General features: G+C 41.9%; 11 protein-coding genes. 5 read left to right on the top strand and 6 right to left on the bottom strand.

Going from position 1 to position 13,225, the window contains the following annotated elements:
• Positions 1 to 8 precede the first annotated feature (8 nt).
• The 5 genes from PQ469_RS05215 to rfbC all read right to left on the bottom strand — a co-directional run bounded on the left by PQ469_RS05215 (position 9) and on the right by rfbC (position 5,757).
• Entirely contained in the window at positions 9 to 1,907 is a 1,899-nt protein-coding gene (locus PQ469_RS05215) for a DUF1800 domain-containing protein (protein WP_274211992.1), read from the bottom strand.
• Between the two features lie 156 nt (positions 1,908 to 2,063).
• The gene (gene lhgO, locus PQ469_RS05210) at positions 2,064 to 3,281 is read right to left on the bottom strand and encodes an L-2-hydroxyglutarate oxidase (RefSeq protein WP_274211991.1); all 1,218 of its coding nucleotides are present in this window, start codon (positions 3,279 to 3,281) and stop codon (positions 2,064 to 2,066) included.
• Positions 3,282 to 3,417: 136 nt separating this feature from the next.
• Positions 3,418 to 4,278 (bottom strand): glucose-1-phosphate thymidylyltransferase RfbA, encoded by an 861-nt coding sequence (gene rfbA / locus PQ469_RS05205; RefSeq protein WP_274211990.1) that lies wholly within the window; start codon positions 4,276 to 4,278, stop codon positions 3,418 to 3,420.
• 18 nt (positions 4,279 to 4,296) lie between these two features.
• Positions 4,297 to 5,160, bottom strand: coding sequence for a dTDP-4-dehydrorhamnose reductase (rfbD, locus tag PQ469_RS05200; RefSeq protein WP_274211989.1), 864 nt, complete (start codon positions 5,158 to 5,160; stop codon positions 4,297 to 4,299).
• Positions 5,161 to 5,202: 42 nt separating this feature from the next.
• Positions 5,203 to 5,757 (bottom strand): dTDP-4-dehydrorhamnose 3,5-epimerase, encoded by a 555-nt coding sequence (rfbC, locus tag PQ469_RS05195; RefSeq protein ID WP_274211988.1) that lies wholly within the window; start codon positions 5,755 to 5,757, stop codon positions 5,203 to 5,205.
• 496 nt (positions 5,758 to 6,253) lie between these two features.
• On the opposite strand from rfbC, the gene mnmL reads away from it, so the two are divergent.
• On the top strand, positions 6,254 to 7,207 hold the full coding sequence (gene mnmL, locus PQ469_RS05190) for a tRNA modification radical SAM protein MnmL/YtqA (protein WP_274211987.1): 954 nt from the start codon (positions 6,254 to 6,256) through the stop codon (positions 7,205 to 7,207).
• 31 nt (positions 7,208 to 7,238) lie between these two features.
• Here the strand turns inward: mnmL and PQ469_RS05185 are convergent, their stop codons facing one another.
• Positions 7,239 to 8,111 (bottom strand): hypothetical protein, encoded by an 873-nt coding sequence (locus tag PQ469_RS05185; protein ID WP_274211986.1) that lies wholly within the window; start codon positions 8,109 to 8,111, stop codon positions 7,239 to 7,241.
• Between the two features lie 164 nt (positions 8,112 to 8,275).
• On the opposite strand from PQ469_RS05185, the gene PQ469_RS05180 reads away from it, so the two are divergent.
• The 4 genes from PQ469_RS05180 to PQ469_RS05165 are packed head-to-tail and all read left to right on the top strand — an operon-like array spanning position 8,276 to position 13,076.
• Positions 8,276 to 9,508, top strand: coding sequence for an acyltransferase family protein (locus PQ469_RS05180; RefSeq protein ID WP_274211985.1), 1,233 nt, complete (start codon positions 8,276 to 8,278; stop codon positions 9,506 to 9,508).
• On the top strand, positions 9,483 to 10,841 hold the full coding sequence (locus tag PQ469_RS05175) for an acetylxylan esterase (RefSeq protein ID WP_274211984.1): 1,359 nt from the start codon (positions 9,483 to 9,485) through the stop codon (positions 10,839 to 10,841). Before PQ469_RS05180 ends, PQ469_RS05175 begins: the two co-directional genes overlap by 26 nt.
• 10 nt (positions 10,842 to 10,851) lie before the next feature.
• A complete protein-coding gene (locus PQ469_RS05170; RefSeq protein ID WP_274211983.1) occupies positions 10,852 to 11,739 on the top strand; it encodes a hypothetical protein in 888 nt (295 codons plus the stop codon).
• A gap of 26 nt (positions 11,740 to 11,765) precedes the next feature.
• Complete coding sequence (locus tag PQ469_RS05165) at positions 11,766 to 13,076, top strand: acetylxylan esterase (protein ID WP_274211982.1); 1,311 nt, start codon at positions 11,766 to 11,768, stop codon at positions 13,074 to 13,076.
• Positions 13,077 to 13,225 lie beyond the last annotated feature (149 nt).

Here is a 13,225-nt window from a genome sequence, read left to right as displayed (position 1 = left end):
TTATCAAATTAACGTCGTTGGTATTCCGGCGATCCAATGATAATACCAACTACCTGGGCCATCATTGATTTTGCCTCATCGGGTTTAGGCATTACCTGTGTCCTGGCTTTTTTGCCCGTGGTGTCGCCCACCATTGATAAGGCATCTTTAACCGGCGGCGTAGTAATATTACTTGCCTTATCTACCTTTACCACCAGTTGCGGATCATTGAGCATTGGGGTGAGTTGTTTTATAGTGTTATCCAACGGCCGTTCGGGCATAATAAGTTTGCTATAGGTAATAAGTGCTGCCTGGCTGCTTTCGGGCTCGTGGCCTCTGTTTAATTTTAATAAGTCGAATTTTATGCCGGGAATTCTACCTGTTGCAAAAGCCAGCCCAAAATTCATCCGGCTAAGTAAAGCCCCTGTGTTGATCCAGTACTGGCCCTTATCCGGGAAGCCGGTTGGCGCCTGGTAATAATATACCTTTTCGCCCATGCGGTTTATCCAGGTATATAACTGGTATGGCTGTGTCACCTGGGCGTTTAAGCTACGCACTGTATTTATGGCCAGTTCAAACGGCGATTTTGTTTTTTCGCGCAAGGCAGATGCCGACCAAAACTCCGGCGCCGATACCATCGTGATTAACACCTGTTTGATATCACCATCACTGTTTAAAAACGTTTTGGCCATTTTATCAATTAAACTCTGTGGTGGAGCATCGCTCACAAACCTTACCGCCAGCTTGCGCGATATGAATTTTGCGGTTGAGGGGTGATGTGCCAGCATACTCAATAATTGTACACCTTCATCGTAACCGCGATTGGGGCCAAAGTGCCGGCCTAATACAATCTTCTCGCTATTATCATGGCGGCCCGGGGTGAATAAAAAATCGCCGTCATGCACCATTCCCTCAGCAATAATGCCCTTATCTATAACTTTTGATATAATATCGTTTCCCTTGCTAAAATCACCCATAGGGTATACTGACCAACCTGTAAGCACCTTAGCCGCCTGGGTAACATCCTGCTGGCTGTACCCGCCATCAACACCCAGCGTATGCAGTTCCATTACTTCTCGGGCGTAGTTTTCGTTAAGGCCACGTTGCTGCCTTGCTTTTTTTAATTGGTTAAGTGCCATGGCTTGCTTAGTTGTATCAGCAAACACCAATTTGAGTGTTATTTTAGGCTTCTCTGGCAGGGCAGATGCGCTGCTAAAATTATCCAGGTAATACAACATAGCCGGCGATTTGGCTGTGGCTAACAACAAATCATTAAACTTACCCAATGCATCAGGCCTGATAACATCGCGCTCATAATCAGGTATAAACTGGGCGCATTCATTTTTAGTAATAGATACGTTGAAATGGTTAAACCAAAAACTGGTCATTACCTCCTGCAGCTGGTTATTTGTATAGGCTGCCCTTAGTATTTTTTGATTGATGAACTGCCTGAATAGCTCCTGCTGTGGTTTCATGCCCTTTTGAACCATATACTCCTGTAGCATCTTTTTATATTCGGGCTTATTATTTTGAATTGAATCTTTATTGATAATCCCATCTTTTATAGCCCGCCGTGCTACAATCCCCGGCCGGGGATAGGTATCAACAATTTGGCTGTTGCTTAGTTTAAGAGCATCAAAGCTATCCAGCGTATGGTTAAGGGAATCATCCGGTAGTTTGGCATCCAATTGCTCGCTAAACCATTTTTCCAAACCCTCGCGGGCTACGGCTTCAACCTGGCCTGGCGTGGCGCCATAGGTAAAACGGCTTAGTAAATGTGCCGCAGCCTGATTTTTACTCAAACCAGCCTGTTTATAGGGGAACTTATGAATCTCGTTTGGATTATTGCGGTCATAAAACGATGAAAAAAACAGCAAACCGCCAATGAGCGCAAACACCGGCAGCATCAACCCTTTTAATGATTTCATAAATGAATTATTTTTCGTTTACAATTCTATGACCAAGATGAGCAGGGATAGTTTAATCCAAATGTAACGGGACATTGTAACAAATATGTGCAGGAATTGTAAAAACTAAAAAGCCCGCAAATAGTTTGCCGGCTTTTTATGGAAGTTTTTAAAATGCTAATAAAAACCAAACTGCCCGGCAGCCATATCGGCAATTGCATTGCCAATAGCTAACGATGCTGTTGCCGCCGGCGATGGGGCGTTGATAACATGCAGCATATTATCCTTGGCTTCAATTTTAAAATCATCAAGAGTTTCGCCTTCGGCAGATATGGCCATTGCCCTTACGCCGGCACGGCCCGGCTGTAAATCGTCCATAGTAAGGCTGGGGATAAGCTGTTGCAGGCCGGTTAAAAAACGTTTTTTTGAAAACGCACGCCGGTACTCATCAAGCCCAAAACGCCAATGTTTTGTAAACAGGTTCCAGGTTCCTTTAAATTTCAAAGCCTCGATAGTATCGCCTAACGAAAAATCGGTTTTGCCGTATCCTTCGCGCTTAAATACAAATACGGCGTTGGGGCCGCACTCTACGGTACCGTCAATCATCCGCGTAAAATGTACGCCAAGGAAAGGGAACTCGGGATTTGGTACCGGGTAGATAAGGTTTTTCACTTTGCTTTTCCCCTGTTCGGTCAAATCAAAATAATCGCCCCGGAAGCCAACTATATGGGCCTCGCTTGGCGCACCGGCACCGGCTGCCAACCTGTCGGCTTGTAATCCGCCCGCGGTAATTAAATATTTTGTATTAAAGGTACCTTTGCTGGCAACAACTGTGGTATAATCGGCATGGTGTTCAAATGCTTTGGCAGCGCAATTGGTAAGTACTTTGCTTTGGGGGAATTTAGCCTCAAACAGTTCGCGGTATTTACGCGTAACGGCAGCAAAGCCAATAATGCCGGTGCAAGGCACCCAGATGCCTTCAATCCCTTCACAATAAGGTTCAATTTCTTTAATCTGCACACTGTTTATACGTTCAATCCCTTCTACCCCGTTGGCCAGGCCGTTATTAAAAACCTTGTTCATGTGGGCCAATTCCGATTGTTTGGTAGCTACAATGACTTTTCCGCAAATGTCATGAGGTACGTTATGCTCTTTTGCGAACGCAACCAGTTCCCGGCGGCCATTTACGCATAATTTAGCCTTATATGAATTGGGTTTGTAGTAGATACCCGAATGAATAACGCCCGAATTATGCCCCGTTTGGTGGGCCGCCACCTCGCCTTCCTTCTCCAGCACAAGGATTTTTTTATCAGGATTGCGTGTATTGATTTTATAGGCTGTCGCCATCCCAACAATGCCGCCACCTACAACAATAAGATCATATAGGTTTTCCATTGCTTGAGTATTCCATGTTACTTTAATAACGTTAATTTACGCCTAAACTTTTAAGTCCGTCCAAAAATACAAAAAACGGATTGGCGCAGTCAATCCGTTTTCATTTTAAAACCCTATATAATTGGGTACTATGCTGCTATTCTTGTATTCCTTGGATATATTTCCCGTACCCGCTTTTAATATATTTTTGAGCTAACACTTGCAGCTGTTCATATGTTATAAAGCCCATCCTGTAAGCCACTTCTTCAATGCAGCCTATTTTGGTACACTGTCGTTTTTCAATAACCCTCACAAATTCCGACGCATCGCTTAGCGAATCAAAAGTACCGGTATCAAGCCACGCGGTACCGCGGTCCATTACACCAACCTGGAGTTCTCCTTTTTCAAGATAGATCCTGTTTACATCGGTAATTTCAAATTCGCCCCTCGGTGATGCCGGGATGTTCTTTGCAATTTCTACAACCTGGTTGTCATAAAAATACAAGCCGGGCACGGCATAATTTGATTTTGGCTTTAAAGGCTTCTCTTCGATAGACAGCGCTTTAAAGTTTTTGTCAAACTCAACTACGCCATATCTTTCAGGATCAGCAACGGGGTAAGCAAATATAGCTGCACCATTTACGTCGTTAAAACTTTGCAACAACTTGCTAAAGCCCGATCCATAAAATATATTGTCGCCAAGTACCAAAGCTACCTTATCAGTGCCAATAAAATCAGCTCCAATTACAAAAGCCTGCGCAAGCCCATTAGGTACTTCCTGCACTGCAAACTCAAACCGGCAACCAAGTTCGCTGCCATCGCCCAGCAAACGCACAAAACCAGGCTGATCTTCGGGAGTTGTTATTATTAATATCTCGTTTATCCCGGCAAGCATCAATACCGATAAGGGATAATAAATCATTGGTTTATCGTAAATAGGCATCAGTTGCTTGCTGATGGCTTTGGTAATTGGGTAAAGACGGGTTCCGGAGCCGCCTGCCAGGATAATTCCTTTCATATGAGGGTTGTTTAGATTTTATTGTCCAGATTCAAGCGCTTCAATACAAACTTTAAGACTGTCACGCCAGTACGGGATACTAATGCCAAATGTTTTCTTAATCTTTGATTTATCCATTACAGAAAAAGCGGGCCTTGTTGCCCTTGTAGGATATTCGCTTGTACGTATGGGATAAACTTTCACCTGGGTATTTGATATATCAAATATGCCTTTCGCAAAATCGTACCACGAGGTAACGCCTTCATTGCTGTAATGATAGGTACCGTAGTTGCCTTGTCCCGAAGCAATGATATCCAATATAGCGCCCGCCAGGTCAATAGCGTATGTGGGGGTACCCACCTGGTCGACAATGATCTTCAACTCGTCCCTTTCGGCACCAAGCTTAAGCATAGTTTTAACAAAATTATTGGCAAATTCAGAATACAACCAGCTGGTACGGATAATGTAATGCGCCGGCAAAATTGTGGCAACCTCCTGCTCGCCTTCTAATTTTGTAAGGCCATAAATGCTTATTGGTTCGGCAATATCATCTTCTGCAAGTGGGCTGGGTACGTCCCCCCTGAAAACAAAATCGGTTGAGATTTGTACCAATACCGCATCGTGTACCTTACACTGAATTGCCAGGTTTTCGGCACCGGTCTTGTTTATTTTGCGGGCAAGGTCAATATCGTCTTCTGCTTTATCCACAGCGGTGTAAGCTGCGCAATTAATAACATAAGCAGGTTTATATTGTTCAAATACCTTATTTAGTAACCCTGCGTCCAGGATATTGGCTTCAGATTCGGGAGGAAAAAACATGAAAGTGATACCTTTAACGGCGGCTACCTTTTTCAAACACTGCCCCAACTGGCCAGAAGCACCGAATACTACTATATTTTGCATATCGAAATTTTATAATTTAAGTACTGGCGATAAATGTAATTATTAAAAACCCAGCTCACCTGCATCTTTTAAAAATGGCAGTTCAAGGTCCTTTTCAGATACTAACAATTCGCTTGCCGGCATACCCCAATCAATATTCAACTCCGGATCAGCATAATGTAACCCGCCTTCGGCCGCTTTATGGTAATAATTATCGCATTTGTATTGAAAAACCGCAATATCGCTCAATACGATGAAGCCATGTGCAAAGCCACGGGGAATAAAAAGCTGCTGGTTATTTTCTTCAGATAGCCTTACCGAGAAGTGCTGGGCATAAGTGGGCGAGCCTGTGCGCAAATCGACAGCTACATCCAACACCTCACCTTTAGTTACCCTCACCAGCTTTGCTTGCGCATATTCGCCTTTTTGCAGATGCAACCCCCTGAATACGCCTTTTGTTGAATACGATTGATTATCCTGAACAAAATTCACCTCGTAACCTACTGCATTGTTAAAGTTTTGCGTGTTATAGGATTCAAAAAAGTATCCCCGGGCATCATTAAAAATCCTGGGGGTTATAATTATGCATCCTTCGAGCGGAGTGGGTGTGATTAGCATCGTGTATGGAAATGATTATTTGTCGGTTAAAGTTTTATATTTTGTATAATATAAGTAATTATAGCTTGTATCCTTATTAATGCAATATTATTGGTTATTTTGATGTTCGGGATGGCCTTTCAAAATAAGCATTGCCCATTTGTTTATTTATGTGTAACTTCTTTTTAATTTTGTAAAGGTACAAAATCAAAAATTTCAATACGGCTGCTTTACCAGTCCCGGCTGTATATTTAATCACCTATAAATAATTTCAACAATATTTTCTGCCCGCCAGGTGCAGGAGACCACGCCATCGAAATAGCACAATGTGTGTATCAAAATAAATAATCTTTTTTGTCCAAACATCGCAAATACTTTACTTTAAACATCCCCACACAAAAAAATGTTTTTCAGCAGAGCTGGCAGCTATTTCATCCAAGCTATCCAAAAGGATTACTTCCGGGCTAATCAACCCTAAAAAGCACACCTGCAACAAATTCATTATCTTTGCGGCACAATGCAATTAACAGGAGAGAAAACAGCGGTTTGGGAAAAGGGTTATAACAATTATGGCCCCTGGCTTAAGGAAAAATACAAAGGTCACCGGGTATTTAAAGTTATTGTTGATGGCGGCTTTACCTGCCCCAATCGCGACGGCAGCAAAGGCTATGGCGGCTGCACCTATTGCAATGTCGATTCGTTTACGCCATCTGTAAGCCGTAATGCCCCAACCGTACGCCAACAGGTTATAGAAGGCATGGAGCGCGCCCGCAAAGGCAACAAGGCCGATAAATTCATCATCTACTTTCAGCCTAACACTAATACTTATGCTCCCGCGCATTATTTAAAAATGATGTACGACGAGGCGCTGAGCTACGGTACCGAAGACATTGTTGGTTTGAGCGTTGGCACCCGTCCCGACTGTATTGATGCCGAAAAAATTGCCCTGCTTGAAAGTTATACCGACAGGTTTGACGTAGACCTGGAAATGGGTATGGAATCGATATATAACGAAACCCTGGGCCAGATAAACCGTGGCTGCAGTCACGAGGAATTGGTAAAAGCCCTTAAACTGGTTGAGAACAGCAAACTGGATATTTGTGTGCATACCATTTTTGGTTTCCCATGGGAAACCCACGAAATGATGCTTAAATATGCCGATGAGATAAACCGTTTCCCGCAGATAAAATTTGTAAAATTCCACCATCTGCATATTGTAGAAGGATCGGTAATGGGCGTAAAATACAAACGTGAGCCATTTAAACTTTTCGGTATCGATGAATACGCCGACTTTTTATGCGAGCTTCTCCCCCGAGTTCGTCCTGATATCGTAATCCAGCGCCTGTTTGGCTTAAGCGACCGCGAACTGCTGATAGCTCCAAACTGGGGCTTAAAAAAATCGGAGATCCAGTATTATATTGATCAAAGAATTTTGAGCCGGGGTGTGGTGCAGGGGAGTGCGTTAGGTTAAACCTCATCATCATATTAGTACAAGCTCATTGCTATTTATGGTAGTAAAACTTATACATCCTGTCCATCTTTTTGTTGATATAAAAAATCATGGTATACAAAGTGCCGTCTGAGTTGTATATTAGTTTTTCGGTGTATTTGGTTCTCTGCAAACCAACAACTTCAAAACCTATTATTTCAGTACACTGATTATAGCGGTTAAATTTGTAGGTACACCAATAATCCTCGTCTTTTCCAGGTACAATTTTAGATATATTGATGATTTTATCTCCATACGCAGTTGTATCCGTTTTCATATTATAGCTAAAATCAGGCGTAGTTTGTTTGTAGAAGTAGTCTATCACTTCCAGGTTATTATCATCATTATAACTGGCCATATTGGAGACATATGGAGGTAAATTATTTGTCGTCTTTGTAATCCGGTAAAGACGTCCCTTCGTATCATAATCTCTTCTATCGCGGTTTACAAACAATGTATCCTGATTATAACTTACATGATATTGCAACCTGCCGATACTATCATACGCAAACTCATGCGTCATTTTTAAACTTTTGGGATACAACTTTCGCTTGGGGTATTCGTATTCGACCTTTTTACTAATCAAACCAAAATCATAGTAAAAATACACGTATTTTTCGTCTAAATAATTGTCTTTATCAAAGTGAACCTGGTCGGTCAACCGCCCTTCACTGTTATAATTAAAATTTATCGATCCCATATAAGTAGAATCAGCAATACCATGGCGATTCAGTTTATACTCATAGTTGACCCTTCGTACAATCTTGTTTGCGATAATAAATTTATTGGGGAAATTATCAATGCCCAAAAACTGTTCTATGATTTCCTGCCCCCGCAGGTTATTAAAACAAAAAAGCAAAAGCAGCGATAGTAAAAGTTTATGCATAAAGTTTAGTATGCTTCTAAAATATAAAATATTTTCTATTTACAATCTTGCGATTGCTATTTTGGTTGGATAACAAATCTACGGGCATTAAATTTCCCTTTGGTACCAGTTTTGTTAACCCATAGTTGAAAAATCCCGTATAAAAATTTTAACTTAGATACGTTTTGTCACAAAGAGCGCAACAAAATTACATTCCAGCATTAACCGGTGTACGCGCAATGGCTGCTTACCTGGTTTTTATATCGCATTTTGCGTATATTTTTGATGAAAAATTTCCTCACTCTGTGCAACGCTTTTTTAATGAGTTCCACATTGGGGTTACAATTTTCTTTGTATTATCGGGTTTTTTAATTGCTTTCAGGTATTTTGATAGCTTTAAGCTTACTAAAGATTGGTTTAAGCAGTACCTTAAAAACAGGGTGGCGCGCATATACCCCATGTATGCCATTTTAACCATCGGCGCTTTCATTGCCTTTTATTTTACCAATAATCAAATTGTTACCGCCGGGCATAACCCTATAGCCATGTTCCTGATGAACATTGTTTTTTTGCGGGGCTTTTTTGATCAGCTTAAATTTACCGGGGTGGCGCAGGGCTGGTCGTTAACGGTCGAAGAATGCTTTTACTTTTCGGCGCCTTTCATTTTCCTGATAGCTACCAAATACAAAAGGTTTTATATTCAGCCCATTGCTGTTACCGGCCTGGGCGTTGTGCTTGTGCTAATATTCAGCCATGTTAACTGGTATGGCTTTTTTGGCAACTTCACTTTTATGATGTTGTATACCTTTTTGGGCAGGTGCTTTGAGTTTTTTGCAGGCATACAGCTTGCCCTTATAGTACGCAGGCAAAAGCCGGAGGGTAACAGCAAAAAGAAACTTACCTATCTGGGTTTTTTCCTGATTTTCGTTTGCGTATGGATTATGTCGGTACTACCTATTCCGAAAGGCCAGGAAGCCGGCTTGCATAACCCTTTGGGTATTATCACCAATAACTACCTGCTGGCCTTATCAATTACGTTGTTTTTTTATGGCATACTAACCGAGACAACTTTGCTGAAAAAAATCCTGGCCACCCGGTTTGTTGAACTATTAGGCAAAAGTTCGTATATATTTTACCTGGTACACCTGGGCTACATGTACAACTTTTTACATTTTGGTTTTAACTGGCTTAACGATTATACTTTTACACTTTATGACAAATGGGGGGTCGACTGGCATTCGCCGTTTCAGTATGATAGCTTAAACCTTCTGTATGCTTTTATCGTTTTAAATATAATTTCTATCACCTTATTTAAGTTAATTGAGGAACCGTTAAACCATTATATCCGAAAATCAGATTTTCTGATCAAAAACAAATTACCCAAGCCCGAAAATGAACCGGCAAATATCAATGCTTAATGAATATATTATGGTGCGTAAATTAAAAAGATACCTGATTTTAATCGGGGCGTTATTGGCTTTTCAGCAGGTACTTGCGCAGCACGATTCGCCGGTTAACCCTAAAAAAGAAGATGAAGAAAGCGTATCAACTATATTAAATATTAATAACAAAGACGGTATATTTAATTCGGTTGCGTCATTTACCTTCGACGTAAAAAACACCTATGATACCCAACAGGAAGGCACTGTATCATACCTGATTACCGACGAAAAAGGTGTAAAAGTTAAAGCCCTTTCAAAACCTGTAAAAATTGAAAGAAAAAGCACAGAGCACTACAGCTTTGAAATCCCTGCGCTTAAAACCGGGTTTTATAAGCTTAACATGATGATCAATGTATCTGACTATGACGATACCACCCGCCGGGCTTTTGGCATCAGGGCCGATGAGATCAAATCAGCGTATCCTAAGCCGGCAGATTTCGACAGTTTTTGGGCCAATGCCAAAGCCGAGCTGGCTAAAGTAAAACCACAATTTAAGGTAACTGAGGATCCATCCCAAAACACCGATAACCGCAGGGTTTTCCTCATCGAAATGAAATCATTAGATAACCTGACTATCCGGGGTTGGATGACGGTTCCCAAAAACAATAATAAAAACAAGCAATTTTCAGTACTTTTAGGTTTACCAGGTTACCAGGTTAGTTTGCAACCCATTGTAGGGCGCGATGATGATTTAGTAATTATCACCTTAAATACCAGGGGACAGGGTAATAGCCGCGATGTTATACATACCGAACGCGATGCCTTTATATCATACAACATTGAAGACAGGGATAAATATGTAATGCGGGGCGTAATTATGGATTGCGTACGTGCGGTTGACTTTATTTACTCGCGTAAAGAGTTAAGGCACGATCAAATCCTGGCTACCGGCGGCAGTATGGGCGGCTATCTGGCCATTGCCCTTGCTGCATTAGATAAGAGGATAACTATTTGCTCGGCCCAAAACCCTATCCTGAGCGATGTGCACAATTTGGTTGGTACCGTGGAATGGCCAATAAAGGATATCAGAAAATATGTAGCAGGCAGGCCTGGCGTAAACTTTGACCAGGTACTGCATAATATGGAATATTACGACACTAAAAACTTTGCAACTGATATTAAGTGCCCTATTCTGCTGGGTTTAGGCCTGCTTGATCCCTATGTGCCGCCGGGCAACGGCTTTGCGGTTTACAACTCTTTAAATACCAATAAAAAAGTAATGGTGTTTAAAGACCTGGGACACGAGGTAAGCCAAAAATACAAAGATTACGAGGGTGCCTGGATGCGCGATACCTTTGGATTATTTTAACTATACACCTATGGATAAAAACATAACCGCAAACAAAAAATTATTCAAATACCTGCTTGCAGCGGCAATACTCATGGCTTTTTCACCACGCTATAGCTATGCCGATGGCTTTCCGGTAAGGCCGGGCCGGTTTATTTTATCACCGTCGGTAAGTTATTTTTTTGCCAACAAACAATTCGATTCAACAAGCCATAGGCGGGCGTTTGATGATAACGGGCGTTTTCATTCTGTTAGCTACTCGTTTTATAGCGAATATGGTATCAGCAGGAAGTTTACACTATCTGCCCTGGTGCCTTATTCCATGAACTACTTTAATACCGACAGTTTAACACATGCCATCACCACATCGGGTTTGCAGGATATTGAAATTGGCCTTAAATATTACCTGGCCAACATCAACTACAAATATTATTTCAGCATAAAAGCTACCGGTATTATACCTACCTACCGTAATAATGCAAGCCTGGGTTATGGTTATTATGGCTCCGAACTTAAGCTTGCCTTTGCGGGCAGCGGGCATTTATTTGGTAAGCAAAGCTATTTTGTTGCCGAAAATGCCGTTCGCGAATATTTTGGAAGCGAATCTGTTTTCCAGGACAGGTATAACCTTACTTATGGCTTAACACTCGATAAAAAATTCAAGGAGCAGTTCTCGATAAGTATCGGCGGCTTTTACGCAACAAGCAGTAATTCATTTATAAATCCTAATCCTATTATTTCGGCCAATCCTAATACCAGCAAAAACTTTGCGTTTAACCAGGTGTCGGCAAGCTACGGGCATGCTTTTACTAAAAATTTATCGTTGTTTTTAACCGGCGGAACCTTTATAACCGGCCGCAATACAGGTGCAGGAACCAGCCTTTCGGCATCGTTGAATTACCGGTTAGATACCCGATAGTTTTAATACATATTTGAAACAGAATTATGAACGGCCTAAAATCCTTTATCCTCGTGTTACAACTTGTCCTGCTTTTAATAACAGGCAGCGCGAATGCAATAACAACTGTTCATAAGGCTGATCAGGAGATATCAACCACGCTCATAGCCGGCAGTAAAGATGCCATTTTTAATGGCCTCGCCAGTTATACCTTTAACGTAAAAAATGCGACGGATGTGCCGCAAACCGGCACTGTATCGTACATAGCAGTTACGCCTACAGGGGTTACGGTTGCAAAAGAAAGCAGGAAGGTAAATCTATCCAAACATAGCAGCGCCAGCTATGACTTTACCGTACCGGAGCAAAAACCAGGATTTTACAAGATCAATTTTATGATCAATGTATCTGACTATGATGATACAACACGCCGCGTGTTTGGCATCCGCCCGGAAGAGATTCAATCGCAACATGGCCGCCCTGCCGATTTTGACAGTTTTTGGCAAAATACCAAAAGCGAATTGGCCACGGTTAAGCCGCAATTTAAGATGACCGAAAAAGCCGAGCAGGAAACAGAAAACCGCAAGGTTTATTTGATAGAGATGCGCTCGCTGGATAATATCACTGTACGGGGCTGGTTAACAATTCCTAAAACCAGCATCAGGAACAGACGCTTTAGCACCCTTTTGGCATTGCCGGGCTACCAGGTTGATTTAAAACCCATGTTAGGCGAAGACAATGATATCGCCATTATTACTCTTAATGTGCGCGGCCAGGGCAACAGCCGCGATGTAATTCATCCTAAAAGACCAGATTATATTAGCCTAAACGCCGAGGATAAAAACAAATATGTACTTCGCGGCGCCATTATGGATTGTATCCGCGCTATTGATTTCATTTATTCGCGTCCCGAGCTCGATCCTAAGCGTATTGAGGTATCGGGTGGCAGCCTGGGCGGTTTTCTCGCTGCTGCGGTAGCGGGGCTGGATAATCGTGTGCAACTCGTTTCATCACAAAATCCTATCCTGAGCGATATCCGTAATCTTCCCGACCAGGAAGACTGGCCTTTGTATGATTTGCACAAATACGCAGGCGAAAAAGGGATTAAATTTGATAAAATATTGGATAACCTGGATTACTTCGACATCAAAAACTTTGCGCAAAATATTCAAATTCCCATCCTGTTGGGTATCGGTTTGCTTGACCACCTGGCACCGCCCAATAATGAGTACGCTTTTTACAACCTCATTCCCCAAAAGCACCGCGGCATTATGGTTTTTAAAGACCTTGGCCACGAAGTACCAATGACCTACGTGCTGAAAGATGGCCATATGATGCGGGATAAGTTTGGCTTATTTTAAAATGCTGCCGCGGGTTTAACGAAGCGTAACCCGTGGTAAAAATAATATAAGCATCAAACGCTACCTTGTTTTATTACCCGATACTGATTAAATGATCGAGGTATCCAAGGGACTGGTATTGGTCAAAAACAGGCACAAATATTTGGATG

Origin of the sequence: Mucilaginibacter sp. KACC 22773, from assembly GCF_028736215.1 — a bacterium.
Classification (GTDB): Bacteria; Bacteroidota; Bacteroidia; order Sphingobacteriales; family Sphingobacteriaceae; genus Mucilaginibacter.
The sequence above is the reverse complement of the archived record's forward strand: the minus strand, read 5'-3'. Positions and strand labels throughout refer to the sequence as shown.

Bases quoted from the DNA above. Each gene is read 5' to 3' on its own strand.
- PQ469_RS05215 (WP_274211992.1), bottom strand. From the start codon at position 1,907: ATGAAATCATTAAAAGGGTTGATGCTGCCGGTGTTTGCGCTCATTGGC.
- mnmL (WP_274211987.1), top strand. From the start codon at position 6,254: ATGCAATTAACAGGAGAGAAAACAGCGGTTTGGGAAAAGGGTTATAAC.
- rfbC (WP_274211988.1), bottom strand. From the start codon at position 5,757: ATGCTAATCACACCCACTCCGCTCGAAGGATGCATAATTATAACCCCC.
- rfbA (WP_274211990.1), bottom strand. From the start codon at position 4,278: ATGAAAGGAATTATCCTGGCAGGCGGCTCCGGAACCCGTCTTTACCCA.
- PQ469_RS05165 (WP_274211982.1), top strand. From the start codon at position 11,766: ATGAACGGCCTAAAATCCTTTATCCTCGTGTTACAACTTGTCCTGCTT.
- PQ469_RS05185 (WP_274211986.1), bottom strand. From the start codon at position 8,111: ATGCATAAACTTTTACTATCGCTGCTTTTGCTTTTTTGTTTTAATAAC.
- PQ469_RS05175 (WP_274211984.1), top strand. From the start codon at position 9,483: ATGAACCGGCAAATATCAATGCTTAATGAATATATTATGGTGCGTAAA.
- lhgO (WP_274211991.1), bottom strand. From the start codon at position 3,281: ATGGAAAACCTATATGATCTTATTGTTGTAGGTGGCGGCATTGTTGGG.
- rfbD (WP_274211989.1), bottom strand. From the start codon at position 5,160: ATGCAAAATATAGTAGTATTCGGTGCTTCTGGCCAGTTGGGGCAGTGT.
- PQ469_RS05170 (WP_274211983.1), top strand. From the start codon at position 10,852: ATGGATAAAAACATAACCGCAAACAAAAAATTATTCAAATACCTGCTT.